The organism is Rhizobium sp. BK060 (assembly GCF_014193145.1).
Taxonomy (GTDB): Bacteria; Pseudomonadota; Alphaproteobacteria; order Rhizobiales; family Rhizobiaceae; genus Rhizobium.
This window is the reverse complement of the sequence record NZ_JACHYW010000004.1, coordinates 216,566-238,666: the sequence shown is the minus strand read 5'-3', so window position 1 is coordinate 238,666 and position 22,101 is coordinate 216,566. Positions and strand designations below refer to the sequence as shown.

Below are 22,101 nucleotides of genomic sequence, written 5' to 3'. Positions count from 1 at the left end.
TGTGGCGATGGACAAAGCTATCCCGGCTGTCTTGTGCCGAACTTGTGAACGCTAGTCCATCGGGAAGCGGCGGCGCGCCCATTCGCTTCTCGGAACTGGATTGCCTACAGCAAAGCCGAAGGATTTCACCTTTGTCGCCCCGTCGTCCACCTCGCAACGGAAGCGAACATCGTACCACCGACCAGATGCCCGAAATGCGTTGCTGGCTTGAAGGACTGTACCCTTTGAAAGACTGTAGGACGGCAGGATTTCTGGCCGATATGCTGGAGATCCATGTATCAGTTGCTGTCGAAGCTCAGTGCTGCAAAGCTCCGCCACACGGGCACCCCGCGGCAGATCGCCCATTGCGGTTCTCGCCACCGGATCGTTGGTCATCTTCTGCGAAAACAACGTCTTCGCCTCCGTCAGTTCGATGGGCTTGTCCGCCTGGGCGGTTGCGGTCGCATCGGGCTTTGTTGAGTTGGGCGGTTTTCCCTGCTCGAAGCTCGTCTTGGCCTCGCTTTCGGCTCCCGCGGCAGGGCCGTTCTTCTCGGCATGGTTATCGGCCAGGTCGACCTGCGGGAGTTCGACATCCTCCGGAACCGGATTGGCGGGTGGCTCCTTGCTTTCGGGTGCCTTGGCTGCTTCCGCCATTTCCTCTGGCTTCGTTTGATCTTCTTGGGGTTCCGGCCTGGGCTCTGGTGAAGGCTTCGGCGTATCCGATTTCACACCCGCGACGGACGCATCCCCCTCCGTCGATTTTTCTGGTCCTGTATCCTTGTCGCCAAATTCCGCCACTGGGCGCAGCGCCGACAGGGGCTGCGCCTTGCCAGCCTGTTCCTTGGACTGGGCTTCGGGCGGCTTTTCCGGTGGCTTCTCTTCCGGCGCTTTTGCCTCCTCCGCCGGAGGCGGCGGTGGTGGCGGAGGCGGTTGCTCGGCCTTTGCTTCCTTTGGCGGTTCCGCAGGCTTCTCGGCCGGCTTTTCTTCTGCCTTCTTCTCCTCCGGTTTCGGCTCCTCGGGCTTGGGCTCTTCCGGCATCTTCAGTTCCGGCGGCTTTTCCTCGGGTTTCTTCTCCTCCGGCGGCGGCACGAGGTCGACGCTGACAGTTTCCTCCTCCGGCTGGGGAGCAGGCACGGGCAGCTTCACGAGAAAGAAGGCGACGACGGCAAGGTGCAACACCACGGAGGCAAAGATGCCCCAGCCGAATGCTCCCCATTTTTTTGCCGAAACCTGCTGCATGCCTACGAACGATGCCCTACGCCACGCTACCGATGTGGCCTTTTAACAAGGCATCATCAAGCCATAAAACAAAAAAGCCTCGCGCTCCACGGACGCAATGCGTCAGCGCAGGACATGATCCACATATTTGCCAGCAGCAGGCCCGGCAGCCCGACAAATCAGCCCAGCGAACCTATGATCTCGCGATAGGCGGCCTCCGGAAATGCCTTCAATGTCCGCGTGCGCACATTGCCGGCCATTCCAAGAGACAAGTTAAAACGGGCCATCACGGCATCGTCAGGTGCCTCGCATACGGCGACTAGGTCATGATCGCCCATCGTCAGGAAAAAATTTTGGAAGGAGCCACCCATATCGCCAAGCAGCTTCTTTGCCGCGTCCAGGCGCTTTGTCGAGTCGCGAACGTTGCGAATGCCCTGATCCGTCCAATTGATAAGCACGATGTAAGTGGTCATTGCACACCTCCCACCGGAGGGTCTCGGCCCTACGCAACAGGCTATGGCGACCTTCGCTCATGCGCTGTGGTCAGTCCTGTCCCCCGTGGAGCGTACCTTACTCCTGTCCCCATTTGACAACAAGGAACACCGTGGTCCGCGGATGCGCGCCAAAGGAAAAGCCGGGCACAAGGCCCGGCTCTCGGATGCGCTTGGTCAAAGGTGAAAACTTAGCTGTCCAGGAACGAGCGGAGCTTTCTGGAGCGGCTCGGATGCTTGAGCTTGCGTAGCGCCTTCGCCTCGATCTGACGGATACGTTCGCGGGTGACCGAGAACTGCTGACCGACTTCTTCGAGCGTGTGGTCGGTATTCATGCCGATGCCGAAGCGCATGCGCAGGACGCGCTCTTCGCGCGGCGTCAGCGATGCCAGAACACGGGTCGTCGTTTCGCGCAGGTTCGCCTGGATGGCCGCGTCGATCGGCAGAAGCGCATTCTTGTCCTCGATGAAATCGCCGAGGTGTGAATCTTCTTCGTCGCCCACGGGGGTTTCGAGCGAGATCGGCTCCTTGGCGATCTTCAGAACCTTGCGGACCTTTTCGAGCGGCATTGCGAGCTTTTCGGCCAGTTCTTCCGGCGTCGGCTCACGGCCGATCTCGTGCAGCATCTGGCGCGACGTGCGGACGATCTTGTTGATCGTTTCGATCATGTGCACCGGAATACGGATCGTGCGGGCCTGGTCGGCGATCGAACGGGTGATCGCCTGACGGATCCACCATGTCGCATAGGTCGAGAACTTGTAGCCGCGACGGTACTCGAACTTGTCGACCGCCTTCATCAGGCCGATGTTGCCTTCCTGAATGAGGTCGAGGAACTGCAGGCCGCGGTTCGTGTACTTCTTGGCGATGGAGATGACGAGACGAAGGTTCGCTTCGACCATTTCCTTCTTGGCGATGCGTGCTTCGCGTTCGCCCTTCTGCACCATGTGCACGATGCGGCGGAATTCCGAGATCGAGATGCCGGTTTCCGTTGCGAGATTCTGGATCTCCTGGCGGATGTCGCGGATCGTCGTATTTTCGCCCTTGGCGAATTCCTTCCAGCCGCGTGCGGCCAGATTGCCGATCGACTTCATCCAGTTCGGATCAAGCTCGGCGCCCTGATACTGCTCAAGGAACGAGTCACGCTTGACACCGTAGGATTCAGCCAGACGCAGCAGGCGACCTTCGTTCTGAACGAGACGCTTGTTGATGTCATAGAGCTGCTCGACGAGGGCGTCGATGCGGTTCTGGTTCAGCGACAGAGACTTGACGGCCTTGATGAGCTCATCTTTGAGTTCCTTGTAGCGGCGCTCCTGGGCGGACGACAGCGTGCCGGTGGCAGCAAGCCGCTGCTCGACCTGCTGGTCCTGAAGCTTGCGCAGCTTCTTGTAGGTCTCGGCGATGATGTCGAGCGTCTCCATGACCTGCGGACGCAGTTCCGCTTCCATAGCGGCCAGCGACAGGTTGGACTCGTCTTCGTCTTCTTCTTCCTCTTCCGGAGGCAGACCCTCGCCGCCGACATTGGTGATGTCGTCGTCGCCGGAACGGACGCGGCGCGTCTTTTCCTTTTCTTCAGCAGCCTTTCGGTCGGCCTCGATCTTCTCGGGGCTCTGGAACTGCGGCGCAGCCTTGGCCTCCGGGCCGGAATAGGTCGTTTCGAGATCGATGATCTCGCGAAGCAGCGTCGTGCCTTCGTTCAGTTCGTCACGCCAGATGATCAGCGCCTGGAACGTCAGCGGGCTCTCACAGAGACCGCCGATCATCGTTTCGCGGCCGGCCTCGATGCGCTTGGCGATCGCGATTTCGCCTTCGCGCGACAGAAGCTCCACCGAGCCCATCTCGCGCAGGTACATGCGCACCGGATCGTCGGTACGGTCGGTCGGCTCTTTCTTCTTGGCGGTCGCAAGGGCAGTACCGCCAGAAGGGGCCAGTTCGCCGCCTTCGCTTTCGTCGTCGGAGCTGGAATCGTCGTCGTCGCCACCGCTGGCGCCGGCCTCTTCGGCTTCCTCGTCCTCGATGACGTTGATGCCCATATCGGACAGCATCGACATCGTGTCTTCGATCTGCTCGGACGTCACCTCTTCGGACGGCAGGACAGCATTCAGCTCGTCCATCGTCACATAGCCGCGCTTCTTCGCGGCCTTGATCATCTTCTTGACCGCGTCATCGGAAAGATCGAGAAGAGGGCCGTCGGTGCCGCCGTCGCGTTCGACTTCCGCTTCTTCGTTCTCTTTGACCTTGGTTGCCATTTATGTCGTCGCCTTCCTGACGCTATTCAAACTCGCCGCAGTGAACGGCCGCACGCAGCCGATACGCCGCATACGACCGTCTCGAATCACCTAGTCCCACCTAACGGGATGAGATTTAATGCCTGATTAACCACGATTGCCGGCGACGGACGACAGAGCTCAAAAGTCATCATATGTCCGGCCATGGTTGTGCGATCCGCCCTTGACCCAGTTCACCGCTTTCCAAGTCGAACGGTGATTCCCATATTTTTTGTTCTCGTCAAGCTTTTCTAGCAAAAAAGCCTCAGAAAACCCGGAAAAAGCCTTATCCACAGGCCCGGAACCGCTCAAGCGATTGCCAAGCATAGATAGGATGTCACCACAAGAAGACAAGAGCAGCAGGCATTCTTCTTGAACGGCAAAGTTGCCGCCAAGATTCGTCTGCCCGCCGCCAGTTGTTCAATCCGGGTCGAAAGCTTAGTGAGACTGCCCATCCCAGGGTTGGATCTCTAGACTTGCAAGATCGACAGCAGGAATGCAGCGGACGTTGATGCACGCCATCTCGGCGCCATCAGGCATTTTGGCTTCGGCGAAAGGAGCAATGCCGCACGTGTCGCAGAAGCGGTGCTGAATGGTGCGCGTATTGAACGTATAGGTCGACAGGGTCTCACGCGGCGTTTTCAGCGTGAACTTGTCGCGCGCAACGAAGGCGAGCAGCCCTCCGCGCCGTCGGCAAAGTGAACAATTGCAATCAAGGGCGGAGGTGAACTCCCCGTCCACTTCAAATGCGATTTTGCCGCAATGGCAGCTTCCCTCGTAAATCATAAGTCCCCCTCAGTTCCAATCCATGACCACCTTGCCGGAGTTGCCGGAGCGCATCGCCTCGAACCCCTCCCGGAAGTCATCGATGCCGATCCGGTGCGTGATGACAGGCGACAGATCCAACCCGCCTTGCACGAAGGCAATCATCTTGTACCAGGTCTCGAACATCTCGCGGCCGTAGATGCCCTTCAGGTTAAGCATCTTGAAGATGACTTTGTTCCAGTCGATCTCGAAGCCGGCGGGTGCGATGCCGAGGATGGCGATCTTGCCGCCATTATTCATCTTGTCGATCATGTCGCGGAACGCCGGTGCGGCGCCCGACATTTCCAGTCCGACGTCGAAGCCCTCGGTCATGCCGATCGACTTCATCACATCGGCAAGGTTCTCCTTCGAGGCGTCGACGACATAATCGATGCCAAGCTTGCGGGCGAGGTCGAGCCGGTGCGGGTTGATATCGGTGATGACGACCTTGCGCGCCCCCGATCGCTTGGCGACCAGCGCCCCCATGATGCCGATCGGCCCAGCGCCGGTGACAAGCACGTCCTCGCCGACGAGATCGAAGGACAGCGCCGTGTGCACCGCGTTGCCGAATGGATCGAAGATCGCGGCTATCTCGTCGGGAATATCATCCGGGATTGGCACCACGTTCGCCTCGGGAATGCAGACGAACTCTCCGAAGGAACCGGGGCGGTTGACGCCGACGCCCAGCGTATTGCGGCACAGATGCCCCCTACCTGCACGGCAGTTGCGGCACTTGCCGCAGACGATATGTCCCTCGCCGGAGACCCGCTCGCCGACATGATATTTCGTTACCGCCGAGCCGATCTGTGCGATCTCGCCGCAGAATTCGTGGCCAACCACCATCGGCACCGGAATGGTCTTCTGCGCCCACTGGTCCCAGTTCCAGATATGCACATCGGTGCCGCAGATCGCGGATTTTTTCACCTTGATCAGCACATCGTTCGGCCCGACCTCGGGAACGGGAACATGCTCCATCCAAAGCCCGACCTCCGGCTTTGCCTTGACCAGTGCCTTCATCATGTTCGACATGATCCTACTCTCCCAAACCCTTTAGATGACACCGAGTTCGCGGCCAGCTTCCGCGAAGGCTGCGATCGTCCGCTCGACGTCCGCACGCGAATGCGCGGCCGACATCTGCGTGCGGATGCGTGCTTGCCCTTTCGGCACAACCGGGAAGGAGAAGCCGATCACGTAGACGCCCTTTTTCAACATCAGCGCCGCCATGTCCTGCGCCAGCTTGGCATCGCCGAGCATGACCGGAATGATCGGATGCCCCTCGCCCGCCAACGTGAAGCCGAGCTTCGTCATCGCGGAGCGGAACAGCGTCGCATTGGCCGCCAGCCGCTCGCGCAGTGCATCGCCATTCTCAATGAGATCGAAGACCTTGAGGGACGCCGCGGCGATCACCGGCGCCAGCGTATTCGAGAACAGATAGGGACGCGACCGCTGGCGGAGCCACTCGACCGTTTCCGCCTTGGCCGAGGTATAGCCGCCGGAAGCACCGCCGAGCGCCTTCCCAAGCGTCCCGGTGATGATATCGACCCGGCCCTCGACCCCGCAATGCTCCGCCGATCCGCGCCCGTGTTTGCCAACGAAGCCGACGGCGTGGCTGTCATCGACCATGACCATCGCGCCATACTTCTCGGCCAAATCGCAGACGCCCTGCAGATTGGCAATGATGCCGTCCATCGAAAAGACACCGTCGGTGGCGATCAGCTTGAAGCGACTGCCTTGCGCCTTCTTCAGCTCTTCCTCCAGCGCCTTCATGTCATTGTTGGCATAGCGCAAGCGCTTGGCCTTGGAGAGGCGCACACCGTCGATGATCGAGGCATGGTTCAGCGCGTCTGAGATGATCGCATCTTCCTCACCGAGCAGCGTTTCGAACAGGCCGCCGTTAGCGTCGAAACACGAGGAATAGAGGATGGTGTCTTCCATGCCGAGGAAGGAGGAAATGCGCGCCTCGAGCTGCTTGTGCTCCTCCTGCGTGCCGCAGATGAAGCGCACGGAGGCCATGCCATAGCCATAGCGGTCGAGCGCCTTCTTGCCCGCTTCGGCAAGCTCCTCGTTGTCGGCGAGCCCGAGGTAGTTGTTGGCGCAGAAGTTCAAAACCCGCTCGCCTGAGGTAACGGCGATTTTGCCTGCCTGCTTCGACGTGATGATGCGCTCGGACTTGTAAAGCCCGGCGTCCTTCAGTGCGGCAAGTTCGGTGCGCAGGTGGGAGAGGAATTGCGAGGTCATTGAATGCCCTTCTTGTGATGTTTCCCGATGCCCTGCACTAGCACATAGCCAAGCGCCTGTCTTGCCGTCCTCAAGCCTGGTTTTGCGGACGCAGATCGTCAAATCATATCCACTGTGTGGATTGACACAGATCAGAACCGGTCAGCGTCCACGACGGGTATCCGAGGCGCTTGTGATGAGCATGGGCGCCGTGCCGGCGATGACAACATTCCAGGCGATCTCGGCTGCATGCTCGACAAGCGGCCGACGCTGGCAGATCGAGCTGCTCCTTCGCGAGGCGCTCTAATGTTCGTTCCGCTGGGGTTTCAGTGGCACATCATTGTTCCCGACCGGCAGCATGGTCTGCAAGACCCCGTCGCGCCGGACAAGCGCATGAAACAGCGCGGCCGCAAGATGCAGCAAGACGAGCGCGAAAAAGGCAAAGGCCAGATAGAAGTGCGCGTTCCACAGCAGTGTGTGCAGGCTGTCGCTCTGCGGCAGGATCGCAGGAAGCCGTATCTGACCGTAAAGGACGATAGGATAGGCGCCTGCAGACATCATGGCCCAGCCAATCAGCGGCATGCCGATCATCAGTGCGTACAAGGCAAGGTGCGACAGGTGCGCGGCGAGCTTCATCGGCTCGGGAAGATCGACAGGCAGCGCCGGCGCGCCATAGATAAATCGGACCACAAGGCGGATCAGGGCCAGTACGAGAATTGTGATGCCGAGCGTCTTATGGGTGGCCAGCAAAGGGGTGTACTGCCGCCCGATCGTGGACACCATCCCGACGCCGATAAAAAGCATTGCCAGAATGCAGATTGCCATCAGCCAGTGCAATGAGCGCTGAAGCGCGGTGAACTCGGTGTTGGTGCGGCTCATGGCTTTGTGCTCCCGGCGGTTCGAGGGTAGTAACTCGCTTCCGAAGTACGCAGGTCATAAGACTTGGCATAAGCTGCCGAGCGCGCTGCCGGGAACGGATCGTCGGACACCTTGATGCCATCAGGCAAGACGGTCGGATCGAAGTTGATGTCGCGGCAAGGGCCGTCTGCCTCCACCTCGATCTTCTGCACGACCAGCGTGCCGGCCTGAACAGTTCTGCGCTCCGGTGGCCACGCCTTCGTCGGATCCGAGGTTGGGTCCGATGGGTCGGCTTGCGTTAAGACCATCGTCCAGCGCTGCGGCGCCTTGCTGACGCGGTCCATGATGTCCTCGTCCAAGTGGTTGGGACCAAGCTTTTCCAGGTCAGGAGCGGAAATCGGCGTGACCTGCGCCTGCGGCGTCAGCGACCAGCGGACAGCGTGGTCTGCGCCGGCGCCATCGGTAAAGATGAAGGCGTTGAGGCTATTGAATGCCACTTCCGCGTAGCTGGCGGTCCACGGCGCAGTCGTTGCCCACTTGCCGAATGCCGCAAATTCCGGATGCGCTGCGGCGAAAGCTTTCATGACCTCCGGATCCTTGCTCTTCGACGCTTCGAGCAGCTCGTAGAACGCCTGAGGCGTGGCGACCGGAAAGATTGGCGGATCGATCATGGCCATGCGCCAAACGTCGCCGTCGGGGGTCGAAATCTGAACCCCGATCCCCCGCACGCGAACCGTGGCGTCGGTTGCACTCGGGTCAGGCGTACCAAGATTGAATCGTCCGACAACCGGATATTGCCCAGCAACGAAAGCGGTCGCACGGGAGAGAGCCGTGCCATTCCCGTTCGCTTCAAATATGCCGGTGAAACAGATGCCTTTTGCGTGATTTCGCCGATGGCCAAGCGCCGGCCCATCGGGTGGCGCCAGCGCACCGACGAGCTTCGTCGGGGTGAGACGCCCGGGCGAGAACCATCCTGCAGTGTAAGCGAACGCCCCTGCTCCGATGGCGACCACGGCAGCGATGATGACCAGAGATCCCAGATGAGAATGCGGCTGCGATTGCGACGGGTCAGGCATCCAACATTCTCCGCTGTTAACTTGCGCGTTCAAGGCAATGTCTGTGGGATGTTTTCACTCTCTGCGCCGACGGTTGCTGGAAACGATGGCGGCAATGGCAAGCTATGGACCGAAGGCAAAAGGAGGCACCATGCGAACAGTGCATCGCGGGATGCCTGCATGTGTCGTGGCATGGAAGATGCCATTGTTAAAACGTACGGTCAAACCCTAGCCGTCGTGGCTGAGGATCACGTCTAGAAACGCATCGCCGTAGCGCTCGAGTTTCGATTGGCCGACGCCCGAGATGGCGAGCATCTCCTTGTGCGTGCGCGGCCGCTCGGTCGCGAAGGCAATGAGCGTCGTACCGCCAGTGAGGGTTGGCAGCGGAACCTTTTGATGACTCAGCGTTTCTAGGAACATGATAAAAACCCTGCTGATCGGCGGATTCATCTTGCTTCTGGTCCACGGTATCGGAAACGGGCAGGAAATTTCGGCCCAAGCCGTCAACGATGCAGTGACAGCCAGCATCTCCGACCAACCGGCAGAGCGATCACCGCAGCCGGACCCGGCCCTCGTCCACCTTCAGGTTCTCCTGGATCGAGCGGGTTCGTCGCCGGGCGTAATCGACGGGCTCCCCGGGGAGAACCTGACGAAGGCTGTCGCTGGCTTCGAAGCAATGCAGGGTTTGCCCGTCGATGGGAAGCCAGATCCGGAGATGGCCAAGCGTTTGAACGATGATCACCATGTCATCGGACCCTATGTGATCGCTCCGGATGACGCCGCGGATTTGGTCGAGAACATACCGAAGGACTACGCCAAGCAGGCTGAAATGCAGCATCTTGGCTACACCAGCGTAGCTGAGAGGCTGTCAGAGAGATTCCACATGGACACTAACCTGTTGAAAGCGCTGAACCCTGAGAAAAAATTCATCCCGGGCGAAACAATTTCGGTCGCGGTCATAGGTGCGCCGAGAACCGGGAGCGTTAAACTGATCGAAGCGAGACGCAAGAGTGGTCAGGTGATCGCATATGCTAAGGACGGATCCATCCTGGCCGTATATCCCGCCACTATCGGCAGCGAGGACAACCCCTCTCCCACTGGGCGACACAAGGTTATTGGCGTCGCTCGCGATCCAAAATACGTTTACAATCCCAAGCTCAACTTCCAGCAGGGCAAAAATAAAAAGAAACTTGAACTGCCAAGCGGCCCCAATAACCCAGTCGGAACGGTTTGGATCGACCTCTCCGAGCCAACCTATGGCATTCACGGAACTCCGCAGCCCAATCTGATCGACAAGGCTGGCTCACACGGATGCGTCAGGCTTACCAATTGGGACGTCGAGGAACTCGCAAGCATGGTGAAACCGGGGGTAAAAGTAGACTTCCGCGACTGAACGGGGGCGCGCCCCGATGGACTTCAGCCTGGAACGCACCGGGATCGCTCGCCATCCCCATTGAACGACTGAATCCCGAACCGCTTCGTCTGGCCTTGTAGCCGCCAGCCGGAATAGCAGTCGCGGACGATGACGTCTGTTGAAGGCCACAACCGCATGCCCACAGGATTTTGCCATCCCTTGGACATCGTATGAAACCGCGGGGGGTCTGCAACAATAGCAAGATAGGCGAAACGAGGATTAGCAAAGCAAAGACTGGAGATCGAAGCCCCTCGACGCGTCCCAAAACAGCTGGCACCATCTCGAAGACGACGCAGGAAACCACGGCGATGAGCATGAATGCGGCAGTCCGCATGAGCAGCAACACCTGGCAAACGTCCCTCGTCGGGATCTCGAAGCATCCTTTGAAAGCCTTATCGATGTCAGGAAGCGGGGAAACCTCAGCTTCTCGCGGCATGCTTCATGCGAATCGTAGTATCCCTACGCCATGAGTTTTCTTCGTACAAAAACGCCATCAGCCCCGGAACCTTTCACAAGGCGTTCAATGATGCCTGCTGCCAGCCAACGCTCCGCGTCTTGCGCACTGTTCGACGACCGCGCTTCCCCCGAGGAAGTTTTGAAACGCGTCTGGGGGTACGACAGCTTCCGTGGAAAGCAGGCAGACGTCATTCGCCATGTCATGTCTGGAGGCGATGCGCTCGTGCTATTCCCGACGGGCAAGGGCAAATCCCTGTGCTTCCAGATACCCGGTGTTTGCCTGCCGGGAACGACCATTATCATCTCGCCGCTCATCGCGTTGATGAGGGATCAGGTTGAGGAGCTGAAGTCGCTGGGCGTGGCAGCCGAGTGCCTCTGGTCGCAGCAATCCGAAGAAGAATCCCGCCGTGTCCGGTCCAGTCTGCGAGCTGGCAAGATCAAGCTCCTGTATGTAACGCCGGAGCGCGTTGTGATGCCTGGCTTTGCCGACCTGTTCGGAAGCGTGCCGATTTCCCTGATCGCTATCGACGAATGCCACTGCGTCAGTTCCTGGGGACATAATTTTCGCAAAGATTACCTTGGACTTGGCAAGCTCAAGGAGCTTTACCCCGATGTCCCCAGAATTGCGCTGACGGCGACCGCGGACGCTCATACACGGGCTGACATCATCCGGCAGTTGGAACTGGATGACGCCGCCGTTTACATGGATAGCTTCGACCGCCCGAACATTTCATACGAGATCGTGGAGCGGGACAATGCCAGAAGTCAGCTCCTGCGCTTCCTGAAGCGGCACGAGGGATCGAGCGGGATCGTCTATTGCCTATCGAGGAAGAAGGTCGAAGAGACCGCTGAATGGCTAAACGGTCACGGCATCAAGGCCAAAGCATACCATGCCAAGATGGATCCGACCGAGAAGGCAGCGAACCAGGACGCGTTTCGTTTAGAAGAAGACCTTTGCCTCGTCGCGACCGTGGCCTTTGGGATGGGCATCAACAAGCCGAACGTTCGCTACGTGGCGCATGTTGACCTCCCCTCTTCGGTCGAAGCCTATTACCAGGAAACTGGACGCGCAGGTCGCGATGGTCTCCCGTCTGAAGCCTTCATGATCTACGGCATGGCGGACATCGTCCAGCGTCACCGCATGATCGACGAAGGCGAAGCGACGGACGAGATCAAGCGCATAGAACGGGCGAAACTGAACGCCCTTCTCGGAATCTGCGAGACGGCGGGATGCCGGCGAAAGGCGATCCTTGGCCACTTCGGCGAAGCGGCGTCCGCGCGGTGCGGAAATTGCGACACCTGCAACCGGCCGGTCGAAACCTGGGATGGCACCGCAGCCTCTATCAAAGCATTGGCGGCCGTTTATCGAACGGGCGAGCGCTTCGGCGTGGCTCATCTGATCGACGTGCTGACCGGCAACTTAACGGATCGCACCTCGAAGTTCGGCCATACCGAGATGCCCGTGTTCGGCGCAGGAAAAGACCTTCCGGCCAGCACCTGGCAATCTGTGTTTAGACAGTTGCTCGCCCATTCCTTCATTTCGGTCGCCCATGACGAGTTTGGAGCCATAAAGCTCGATCAGTCAGCTCGTGCGGTCTTCAAGAAGGAAATCAACGTTGTCCTGCGCAAGGATTCCGGGGAAAAATTTGGCAAGGGGGCCAAAGGTAGGACGCCGCAGGCAAAAAGGGGTACTGGCCTGTCTGGTCGCGATGAGCAGCTCTTCCAGGCGATGCGAGCGGAACGGATGTCCATCGCCAAGGAAATGGGCGTCGCTCCTTATGTGATTTTCCCGGATACCACACTCATCGCGTTTGCAACCGAGCGACCGACGACAGATCACGAAATGTTGTCGATCTCAGGTGTTGGCGCGACCAAGCTCGAACGATACGGCCGCCGGTTTATGGAAATCATCTCGGATTCGGAATGACGTGCCGCCCGCCGTCGACTGTCTGTTGGCGGTTGTCGGCACAGCGAGGAAGCTGAAGCCGAACGTCGCGTCCCCGATCTGCCGAACCCATCAATGGCTCGCCGCTCCCTTGACGCGGCCGGAAAGCACGCCGAAACCATCGATGATCGCTTCCTGGTTCTCAAGGCGAAGCCCTTCGAAATGGACCTCCTGCAAAGCGCGCATCAACTGGTCGATCACCTCGCCGTTGCCGGCTTCGGTCGCCTCGGCGATCTCACGCTCAAGCTCGATCTTCTGGAAGCGCAAAGCCTTGGCACGCTTATGGAAGGCGAGCGCCTGCCGATACCCCTCCCGTGCATCCTCCATTGCCGCCTCCGATGTAGCGATCCAGAGGCGAGCATTGCGAATCTGCTGCTCAAGCCCCTGCAGCAACGGACCGAAACCCTGCTCTTCCATGCGCTCCAGCAGATACTCACGCGTCAGATGCGGCCCGGCAACGGCCGCCGCAGCCCCGAGCATGACGGACCAGAGCCGCTGAAGCTCGCGGTTGTCGTAATCGATCGAGGCGATCTCGTCATATTCGTCCTGCATCAAGGCCGGATGGTTGATGACCGTCAGCGCCAGCACGCTCTCTCGCAAGGCAGGTGTTTCCTGATGGCCACGAACCAGACCGGAGCGGGCCAGCCGATCGGAAATGCCGCCGCCGGAAAGGCGCGGGCCGCGCGCGGCCTCCCCGCCACGGCCGCGGGATTGGCCGGCGCCGCGATCGAAGCTTCGCCGCTCATTGCTACGATTCTGGAATTGCGGCTGAAAGAAGCCGTTCAGCCGGTCGCGCATGTCCTGCTGGTAGTGACGGCGGACATTCTCATCGGCAATGACGGCGACGAGCTGCTTCAACCGCGCTTCGAGCTCCGCCTTCGCTTCAGGCGTCTCGAACTGCCCAGTATTGATTTCACGGCCCCAGATCATCTCAGCCAGCGGCTTGGCCTGGCTCATCACCTTGTCGAAGGGCGCGCGCCCCTCGTTGCGCACCAGATCGTCCGGATCCTTGCCGTCTGGCAGCAGGGCAAAGCGAACGGTGCGCCCTGGCTTGATATGCGGGAGCGCCAGATCGGCTGCGCGATTGGCAGCGCGAATGCCGGCGCCGTCGCCATCAAAGCAAAGCACCGGCTGCGGCGTCATCTTCCAGAGGAGGTCGAGCTGATTCTCGGTCAATGCGGTGCCAAGCGGCGCGACGGCATTCTCGACGCCGGCCTGATGCAGCGCGATCACGTCCATATAGCCTTCGACGGCGATGATCGTGCCCTCGCCGTTGGCGCCCTGCGTCGCCCGGCGGGCGCGCGCGAAATTGTAGAGCACATTGCCCTTGTGGAAGAGCTCCGTCTCGTTGGAATTGAGATATTTGGCCGGCGCGTCCGCAGACATGGCCCGCCCGCCGAAAGCAATCACTTTCTCGCGGGACGACAGGATCGGAAACATGATGCGGTCACGGAAACGGTCATAGGAGACCGGCACGTCGGGACCGTGGACCACCAGACCACAAGCCTCGATCTGCTCCTTGGCAACGCCCTTGCCTGCCAGAAACTCTTTCAGGGCATTGCGGCTGTCCGGCGCGAAGCCAAGCCGGAACGTCTCGATCGTCCGCCCCGTCAGCCCGCGATCGCGCAGATAAGCGCGCGCCCGCGCACCGTTTGCCGTTTGTAGCTGATCCTGAAAGAACTTGGTCGCGAGCTCCATCACGTCGAGAAGCGAGGTGCGCTCCTTCTCGCGCTTTTCCATGACCGGATCGGCAACCGGCATAGCAACGCCTGCCATATCGGCGATCTGCTGCACGGCCTCCGGGAAGCTCAACCCCTCCAGATCCGTCAGGAATCGGAAGTGATCGCCGGTGACGCCACAGCCGAAGCAGTGGTAGCGCCCCTTGCGGTCCTCGCAGTGAAAGCTCGGCGACTTTTCGCCGTGAAACGGGCAACAGGCCCAATAATCGCCGCGAGAGACGTTGGTCTTGCGCTTATCCCAGCTCACACGACGACCGATCACGTCCGAAATCGGCACGCGATCGCGTATCTCGTCGAGAAAGGAATTGGAAAAGCGCATGTGAACCTCTTAGCTGGGTCCATATAAGCAGGTTCATCGGCACATGCCACGGCATTTGGCCAAAGGACGCGCTATTCACAGGGCCTTCGTGGCTTGAAAAATCTCCAGGAATGCGCGTTCAAAAATACGTTACCGCCCCTGCGACATGGGGTGCGACACTGAAAGCCGCAACCCGCTTTTTGCGTGTATGCCAGACGAGCGTGCCGGCCACTCATTTTTTGCCAATCGTCAAAAATCGATGACGGAACAACAGCTTCGCAATTGCTCGAAATGATGATTGCCCGTCGCAAAGCCACAACCTCAAGCACGAATGACACATCTAAGGCAGCCTCCGTCGCCAATCATTATTTTTTTGTAATTTGAATCACTTGCCGCGTCGCAATAACTTCAGAGCCAACACAGCGATCCCCGTGCGAGGCACCATCCCTACCCCCGGCGCCGCCTCGCAAGGGTGTCTTTGCAAGTACCTGTTGGCTTGGATCTCGGTCCTGCGTTGCCACCGGAAGCAAAGAGCAAGAAGGCAGGAGCACCCCCAGCTCCTGCCTTCTTTAATTTCACCCAAAGGTTTAATTTTTGATATTTCCGCCTCCACTATCGGCCGCGGAAGGCATTGACAGTTATCGTCCGATGCCTAATGAAAGCGACCTATCGGGATGGTCGCATGCCACATAAAGTTGAAGATTTTTTAGAAAGCGACGCCTTCTTCGTGGCCGTGCTGCATTGCGCCCGCGAAATGCTGTCGATCTATCGCGAGAGCCCGCGCATCGCATCGATCTTTGCCGCGCAACAGCGCTGGCTGATGGCCCATGCCGGCTTCGCCCTTCATTTCGGCTACCCTGGCGAACCGAAACTCGGTCTCTATTCCGGCCGTTTCATCGCCTTCGTCGTGGCCAACAAGATTGCCAGCCGCAACACCGCCGCGGCCTTTATCCAGGAAATGCTTGCATACCGGTTCCTTCGCCCGGTCGAGAGTACCAGCGACAAGCGCACGCGCCTGTTGGAGCCGACGGAAACTGCCCACGAGCACTTTTTCAGGTGGCTCGCCACGCATCTTTTCATTCTCGACAGTCTGGACGGCAGCAATCGGCTGGACCGAATCAACGCCGACCCGGCAGCCTTCTCCAAGATACAGCCGCTGATTTCCAAGGCGATCATCGATAGCGACGCCGTGCGCGACCCCGGCGCAACATATAGTCTGTTCAACTGGGCCAATTCCGGCGGCCTGATCATGGACTACCTCATGAGCCGCATCGACACCTTCGATCGCAGCTCGGAGCGGGCCTACATCGGGCCGCTGTCGCTCAAGGAAATCCGTGACCAGTTCATGATCTCCAACACGCATCTGAAGCGCCTGCTGACGCAGGCGTCCGAAATGGGAAGCGTGGGCTGGACCCAGCCGCCCTATAAGGGCGACACTTGGATATCGCGCGCTTTTGTCATGGAATATTGGGGATATCAGGCGGCAAAATTCGCGGTTGTCGATGCCGCCGCAGAGGCGGTCCTAGGGCCCGCCGCCAGGAAGACGGCGAGCCTGCGCTGATCAGTTCAGCTGTTCCTTGACGGCGCCGGATGCCTTGGAGAAGTCCATCTGGCCGGCATAGCGCTCCTTCAGAACGGCCATCACCTTGCCCATATCCTTCGGGCCCGCCGCACCGATCTCAGCGATGATCGCGGCGATGTTGCTGCGCACTTCGGCGTCCGAAAGCTGCTTCGGCAGGAAGTCCTGAAGCACGCCAATCTCGGCACGCTCCTTCGCGGCCAGTTCGGGACGCGCGTTCTCCTCATAGATCTTCGCCGATTCGTCGCGCTGCTTCACCATCTTGGCGAGGATCTGCAAAATCTCGTCGTCACCAGCCTCTTCCTTTCCGGCGCCGCGATTGGCGATATCCCGGTCCTTGATCGCTGCCTGGATCAGGCGAACGGTCGAAAGCCGTTCGGCGTTCTTGGACTTCATGGCATCCTTGAGGGCGGCGGCGAGTTGATCGCGCAACATTGTAATCACTCCTGTTTGAATGCCGCTTCATAAACCACGCGAATGCATGGGATCAAATAAATTGCGGAAACAGGCGGCAGAAAGCGCGAGAAAACCGGCAGAATGTGCGGTACAAAGATTGACCTCGCGCAATAGCGTGGCTATTTACCGCCACCTGCACCAAAAATTCGTGATCAGGCCTGAGAGCGCGTGCCTTGCCGCGCGCATATGCTTGCGAACCAAATGGCCGGCCAACGTTGCCCAAGGACGTATGGCTGCCGGAAACGGGATGAAGATGACCGCAACTGCACCCTGGACAACCGAAAAGCCGACCGCCCTGCTCGTTCTCGCAGACGGAACCGTCATCGAAGGCAAGGGCATCGGCGCGACCGGCAAGGTCCAGGCCGAAGTGGTCTTCAACACAGCGCTGACCGGATACGAGGAAATCCTCACCGATCCCTCCTACCTCGGCCAAATCGTCACCTTCACTTTCCCGCATATCGGCAACATCGGCACCAACGACGAAGACATCGAAGACCTGACGCCCGCGGCACGCCACGGCGCCGTCGGCGTCATCTTCAAGGCCGACATCACCGAGCCGTCCAACTACCGCGCTGCCAAGCATCTCGATGCCTGGCTGAAGGCCCGCGGCATCATCGGCCTCTGCGGCGTCGACACCCGCGCGCTGACGGCCTGGATCCGCGAGAACGGCTCGCCGAACGCCGTCATCGCCCACGACCCGAACGGTGTGTTCGACGTGGAGACGCTGAAGGCGGAAGCCAAGGCCTGGAGCGGCCTCGAAGGTCTCGACCTCGCCAAGATCGCCTCTTCCGGCCAATCCTCGCAATGGGCGCAGACCCCTTGGATCTGGAACGAGGGCTACGGCGAGCTCGCCTCCGAAAATGCCAAGTATCACGTCGTCTGCCTCGACTATGGCGTCAAGCGCAACATCCTGCGCCTCTTTGCCGGCCTCGACTGCAAGGTCACGGTGATGCCGGCAACGACGAGCGCCGAGGACGTGCTGGCCATGCAGCCGGACGGCATTTTCCTGTCGAACGGCCCGGGTGACCCGGCTGCGACAGGCGAATACGCCGTTCCCGTCATCCAGAAACTGATCAAGACCGACATCCCGGTCTTCGGTATCTGCCTCGGCCATCAGATGCTGGGCCTCGCCCTCGGCGCCAAGACCGAGAAGATGCATCAGGGCCATCACGGCGCCAACCATCCGGTGAAGGACCACACCACAGGCAAGGTCGAGATCGTCTCGATGAACCACGGCTTCGCGGTCGACACGAAGTCTCTGCCACAGGGTATTGAGGAGACTCACGTTTCCCTCTTCGACGGCACCAACTGCGGGCTACGCGTCGCCGGCAAGCCGATCTTCTCGGTGCAGCATCACCCGGAAGCCTCCCCGGGGCCGCAGGACAGCCACTACCTCTTCCGCCGCTTCATCAATCTGGTGCGTGCGAAGAAGGGCGAGGAAGCCCTCGCCGAGCGCTGAGACACAGCCGTTCCAGCAATTCGAGAGCCCGCTTCCGAGCGGGCTTTTTCTTTGTTGAGCTGTTGCGCTCAACGATGGCTGCGGCCACGCGATATCCGTTTGAATAGTGTCGAGAGTGCTGATTTACTGACCTTCGGTCAGGGAGGCAGCCATGAGATGCTTAATCCTAGCAGTTGCGTGCTTGCTCCCGACGGTATCTCTTGCCGCCGGGCCCGTGAAGGTCGATGCAAAGGATTACAGCTGCGCTCAGCTTGCGCAGATTATCCGCCAATCTAAGAAGGTTTATGTGCGCCTCGGCTTCGGGGGCCGCAACTTCCGCTATCCGCCGGCCCAATGCGGGCCTGGAGACAAGCTGAGTACTGCCAGTTTGCGGGACCGCACCGGGCGACAGTGTCTCCTGGACTACGCCTGCGTCAATGATCCGATGTCGATGTATAACTACTAGCAGCGGCAGCCGCGCCTGAGGGTGAGAGGAGGCTCGCCGAGCGACCGTCCATCTCGCGCGGTTTGAATGCCCGCTACCGAGCGGGTCTTTTTGTTTTGGCCTATTGACCTCAACTTAACTTGAGGAATTACACCCGCCTCGTGACATCCAGGCAAAGGAGACAAGGATGAACGGAGCGTTTTACCGGATCGACAAGTTTGCTGTTCCGGAGGCAGCGCGCGAGGAGTTCCTGATGAACGTGCTGAAAACGCACGAAGTCTTGCAGGCGCAAGAAGGCTTCATCAGCCATCAGGTGCTGGAGCAGGTTTCAGGACCAGGCGAGTTCAACTTCGTGACGATCGCACAATGGGAAAGTGCGGAGGTGATCGACCGGGTAAGGGCCGTCGTGCAGGCCGCCCACCGTGCGCGAAACTTCGATCCGCAAGCGCTATTCGAACGGCTCGGCATTCGTGCCGACATCGCCAATTATAAGCCGATCGCGGCTTGATCCGAATTGGCCGGCTAGGCGCCGGCCATATCCTTCTCGCTGCGCAGAAGCAGGTAGAAGCGTCCGCAAAGCATCACGGCTGCCGCCGCAAGCCCGACCAAAAAGCCGAACCAGATGCCGATACCGCCGAAGCCAAGCGGGAACGCAAAGGCCCAGGCAAGGAAGAAGCCGATCGGCCAATAGGCAATCAGTGCTAGGATCATCGGCACGCGTGCATCCTTCAGCCCACGCAGCAGGCCATTGGCGATTGCCTGGAGGCCATCGACCAACTGAAAGAGCCCTGCTACGACGATCAGCGGCCCGGCATAGGCAAGCACCTGCGGCGCCTCCGGCAGCTTCGTATCGAGGAACCAGCTTCCCAGGAACTCAGGAGCGGCAGCAAACAGGATGCCACCGGCACTGGCGATCAGGCAGGCGATGACGACCACTGCGATCGAGGCTCGAACGACGGCGGTGTAGTCGCCCTGCCCGTGCGCCACACCAACCCGAACGGTTGCCGCCTGCGACAAGCCGAGCGGGATCATGAAGGCGATCGAAGCCCATTGCAGCGCGATACCATGGGCCGCAAGCTCGATCGTTCCAATATGCCCCATCAGCAACGAGGCAACCGTAAAGAGGCTTACCTCGGCGAGGAGCGTCACGCTGATCGGCAGACCGAGACGCGCGACCTCCCAGAATGCCTTCCAGTCGGGACGCCAGAACCGCACGAAAATCTCGTAGCGTCGCGTGTCCTGCCTGCTCTGCACATAGGCAACGATAAACAGGAAGCCGGCAGTCTGCACGGCGACCGAAACGATCGCTGCTCCTTCAAGGCCCATTGCCGGAAAGCCGAAATGGCCAAGCACCAGCGCATAGGCGAAGAAGGCATTCAGCACCAGCATCGCGATCGTCACGTTGAGAACGACCGCCGCTCTGCCGATCGCACTGACGAGCGAGCGCATGACGTTGTAGAGCAGGCCCGGCAACACACCGAACTGACCGATCAGGATGTAGCCATGCGCCAGTGCCGCCACTTCGGGCTTCTGCCCGGCGGCGAGCAGTATCCGCTCGGAGTTGAAGAACGCCGGCAGCATGATCACCCAATAGGCGAGCACGACCCAAAGACCCATGCGCAGCGACCGGCGCACGCTGACGACGTCGCCCCTGCCGTAGGCCTGCGCAACCATCGGTATGACCGCGATGGCGAAACCCGAGCCGAAGACGAGGATCGTGAACAGGAACTGCGCCGAAAGCACCATTGCGGCAAGATTTTCAGCGCCGAGGCGCCCCACGATCATCACGTCGGTCGTATGGATGCCGAGCTGAGCCAACTGCGCGCCGATCAGCGGGATTCCGAGCGCCAGCGTGGCGCGGAAATGCGCAGCCCAATGGTTATCGGTTTTCGGCGCAAGCTTGCGCGCGTCGATCGGCGTGTCCATGACACTTTTCCTGTGATTGAATCGGCAACGGCCGCAAGTTGCGGCAAAACATCAAGACGGCTTAGATCAAAGCCCCGCAAAGAACTACTCAAAACTATGCAAATGATGAAAAATTCATCATCGCATCACGAATTCTGATGGCTCATTCGGCTGGCTGCCCGACGACGTCTGCGGCCTTGACCGTACGCACCTTCGCCAAAAACACGATGGCCGCGATCAGGATGATGATCGCCGACAGCAGATACGGCGCTCCGGCAAACGGCACCGGCGCTTCTGGCCTCGTGAAGTAGCCGAACAGCTGCGTAAAGATCAGCGGTCCGACAATCGTGGTGATGCTGCTGAGGCTTGTAAGCGCCCCTTGCAGCTCACCTTGCGCCGACGGCGGCACTTTGCCGGCTGCTATGCTTCGTAGCGGCGGATCAGCGACGTTCTCCATCACAGTCAGCACGATCACCGTGTAAACCATCCAGCCCTCCCAGGCGAAGGCGTAGCCCGTCAGTCCAACGACGGAAAAAGACAAGCCGAGGACGGCTGTCTTCCACTCGCCGAGCACGGGCACGATTTTCGGCAGGATGACGCCCATGACGAAGGCGGCGCCAATGCCGTAAATGCCGAGCGAGAGCCCAATCTGGCCTTCACTCCAGCCATAGCGGTAGGTCGACACGAAGGACCAGACAGCCGGATAGACGGCATGCGCCAGCCAGAAAAGGAACATGACCGCACAGATCGGCCCGATACCGGAATAGCTGCGCATCTGCTTCAGCGCACCGAGCGGATTGGCACGCTTCCATTCAAACGTCCGACGATGCCTTGCCTCCAAGGTCTCGGGAAGCATGAAATAGGCGGCAACGAAATTTGCGAACGAAAGAGCCGCAGCCCCGAGAAACGGCACCCGGGGGCCGAACTCTCCGAGGAAGCCGCCGATGACAGGCCCGATCGTGAAACCGACGCCGAACGCAATGCCGATCAAGCCGAAATTTTTAGCGCGATTGTCATCATTGCTAATATCAGCGATGTAGGCCGAACAGGTCGCAAAGCTGCCGCCGCTGAGGCCAGCCAGCGCGCGACCGATGAAGAGCATCCAGAAGCTCGTCGCCACCGCACAGATGAAGTTGTCGATCGCAAACGTCAGCACCGACAGAAGCAGGATGGGACGCCGTCCGAAGCGGTCGCTGAGATTGCCGAGAAATGGCGCGAACAGGAACTGCATGACGGCGTAGACAACAAGCAGCCAGCCGCCATCGAGAGCTGCGTCGCTCACGGACCCGCCGGTCAATTGCTCGAGATAGGCCGGCAACACCGGCATGATGATCGCAATCCCGATCACGTCGAGAAACAGGATCATGAAGACGAGGAAGAGGCCGCGACGAACAAATTTCGGATCGAGCATCAGACATCTCTACAGTAGGTTTTTTTCTGAAAAGACGATCTCGTCGCCGGATATGTTACATAGCTCACGTACATGAGCGAAACAATCCGTGAACATCTCAAATCTTTTGATAGGCTCACGACTTCTGTT

At 59.7% G+C, this 22,101-nt stretch carries 19 protein-coding genes; 6 read left to right on the top strand and 13 right to left on the bottom strand.

Going from position 1 to position 22,101, the window contains the following annotated elements:
- Positions 1–51: 51 nt before the first annotated feature.
- The 9 genes from FHT71_RS06610 to FHT71_RS32280 form a co-directional block, all read right to left on the bottom strand.
- The gene (locus FHT71_RS06610; protein WP_132588734.1) at positions 52–1,218 is read right to left on the bottom strand and encodes a DUF930 domain-containing protein; all 1,167 of its coding nucleotides are present in this window, start codon (positions 1,216–1,218) and stop codon (positions 52–54) included.
- A gap of 158 nt (positions 1,219–1,376) precedes the next feature.
- Positions 1,377–1,670, bottom strand: coding sequence for a GYD domain-containing protein (locus tag FHT71_RS06605; protein WP_007790116.1), 294 nt, complete (start codon positions 1,668–1,670; stop codon positions 1,377–1,379).
- A 209-nt stretch (positions 1,671–1,879) separates the two neighbouring features.
- The gene (rpoD, locus tag FHT71_RS06600) at positions 1,880–3,934 is read right to left on the bottom strand and encodes an RNA polymerase sigma factor RpoD (RefSeq protein WP_007790109.1); all 2,055 of its coding nucleotides are present in this window, start codon (positions 3,932–3,934) and stop codon (positions 1,880–1,882) included.
- Between the two features lie 456 nt (positions 3,935–4,390).
- The gene (locus FHT71_RS06595) at positions 4,391–4,738 is read right to left on the bottom strand and encodes a GFA family protein (RefSeq protein ID WP_007790107.1); all 348 of its coding nucleotides are present in this window, start codon (positions 4,736–4,738) and stop codon (positions 4,391–4,393) included.
- Between the two features lie 9 nt (positions 4,739–4,747).
- Positions 4,748–5,785, bottom strand: coding sequence for an L-threonine 3-dehydrogenase (gene tdh, locus FHT71_RS06590; RefSeq protein ID WP_007790106.1), 1,038 nt, complete (start codon positions 5,783–5,785; stop codon positions 4,748–4,750).
- A 21-nt stretch (positions 5,786–5,806) separates the two neighbouring features.
- On the bottom strand, positions 5,807–6,994 hold the full coding sequence (locus tag FHT71_RS06585; protein WP_183719313.1) for a glycine C-acetyltransferase: 1,188 nt from the start codon (positions 6,992–6,994) through the stop codon (positions 5,807–5,809).
- A 282-nt stretch (positions 6,995–7,276) separates the two neighbouring features.
- The gene (locus FHT71_RS06580) at positions 7,277–7,852 is read right to left on the bottom strand and encodes a cytochrome b (protein WP_132588736.1); all 576 of its coding nucleotides are present in this window, start codon (positions 7,850–7,852) and stop codon (positions 7,277–7,279) included.
- On the bottom strand, positions 7,849–8,907 hold the full coding sequence (locus FHT71_RS06575; RefSeq protein ID WP_183719312.1) for a catalase family peroxidase: 1,059 nt from the start codon (positions 8,905–8,907) through the stop codon (positions 7,849–7,851). The genes FHT71_RS06580 and FHT71_RS06575 overlap by 4 nt, the downstream gene beginning before the upstream one ends.
- Positions 8,908–9,114: 207 nt before the next feature.
- Complete coding sequence (locus tag FHT71_RS32280) at positions 9,115–9,336, bottom strand: HRDC domain-containing protein (protein WP_348649292.1); 222 nt, start codon at positions 9,334–9,336, stop codon at positions 9,115–9,117.
- Here FHT71_RS32280 and FHT71_RS06565 point away from each other — a divergent pair.
- Together FHT71_RS06565 and recQ are read left to right on the top strand one after the other, a co-directional pair.
- Positions 9,305–10,279, top strand: coding sequence for a L,D-transpeptidase (locus FHT71_RS06565; RefSeq protein ID WP_183719310.1), 975 nt, complete (start codon positions 9,305–9,307; stop codon positions 10,277–10,279). The genes FHT71_RS32280 and FHT71_RS06565 overlap by 32 nt on opposite strands.
- A gap of 544 nt (positions 10,280–10,823) precedes the next feature.
- Complete coding sequence (gene recQ / locus FHT71_RS06560; protein ID WP_183719308.1) at positions 10,824–12,683, top strand: DNA helicase RecQ; 1,860 nt, start codon at positions 10,824–10,826, stop codon at positions 12,681–12,683.
- 90 nt (positions 12,684–12,773) lie between these two features.
- On the opposite strand, the gene dnaG is transcribed toward recQ, so the two are convergent.
- Complete coding sequence (dnaG, locus tag FHT71_RS06555) at positions 12,774–14,759, bottom strand: DNA primase (RefSeq protein ID WP_132588740.1); 1,986 nt, start codon at positions 14,757–14,759, stop codon at positions 12,774–12,776.
- Between the two features lie 661 nt (positions 14,760–15,420).
- On the opposite strand from dnaG, the gene FHT71_RS06550 reads away from it, so the two are divergent.
- Positions 15,421–16,299: a hypothetical protein gene (locus FHT71_RS06550; protein WP_132588741.1), complete on the top strand. Its 879-nt coding sequence runs from the start codon at positions 15,421–15,423 to the stop codon at positions 16,297–16,299.
- Here FHT71_RS06550 and FHT71_RS06545 read toward each other — a convergent pair whose 3' ends face one another.
- Positions 16,300–16,752, bottom strand: a complete 453-nt coding sequence (locus tag FHT71_RS06545; protein WP_007790091.1) for a GatB/YqeY domain-containing protein — start codon at positions 16,750–16,752, stop codon at positions 16,300–16,302. It abuts the gene before it with no gap.
- A 274-nt stretch (positions 16,753–17,026) separates the two neighbouring features.
- On the opposite strand from FHT71_RS06545, the gene carA reads away from it, so the two are divergent.
- From carA to FHT71_RS06535, 3 genes are all read left to right on the top strand, one after another.
- Positions 17,027–18,232, top strand: a complete 1,206-nt coding sequence (carA, locus tag FHT71_RS06540) for a glutamine-hydrolyzing carbamoyl-phosphate synthase small subunit (RefSeq protein WP_183719336.1) — start codon at positions 17,027–17,029, stop codon at positions 18,230–18,232.
- Positions 18,233–18,383: 151 nt separating this feature from the next.
- On the top strand, positions 18,384–18,677 hold the full coding sequence (locus tag FHT71_RS31415) for a hypothetical protein (protein ID WP_007790086.1): 294 nt from the start codon (positions 18,384–18,386) through the stop codon (positions 18,675–18,677).
- A gap of 166 nt (positions 18,678–18,843) precedes the next feature.
- Complete coding sequence (locus FHT71_RS06535) at positions 18,844–19,164, top strand: antibiotic biosynthesis monooxygenase (protein ID WP_007790084.1); 321 nt, start codon at positions 18,844–18,846, stop codon at positions 19,162–19,164.
- A 14-nt stretch (positions 19,165–19,178) separates the two neighbouring features.
- Here the strand turns inward: FHT71_RS06535 and FHT71_RS06530 are convergent, their stop codons facing one another.
- Both FHT71_RS06530 and FHT71_RS06525 read right to left on the bottom strand, forming a co-directional pair.
- Positions 19,179–20,582 carry an MATE family efflux transporter gene (locus FHT71_RS06530; protein ID WP_007790082.1) on the bottom strand — a complete coding sequence of 468 codons (1,404 nt, stop codon included), beginning with the start codon at positions 20,580–20,582 and terminating at the stop codon, positions 19,179–19,181.
- A 142-nt stretch (positions 20,583–20,724) separates the two neighbouring features.
- Entirely contained in the window at positions 20,725–21,972 is a 1,248-nt protein-coding gene (locus FHT71_RS06525) for a tetracycline resistance MFS efflux pump (protein ID WP_007790080.1), read from the bottom strand.
- Positions 21,973–22,101 lie beyond the last annotated feature (129 nt).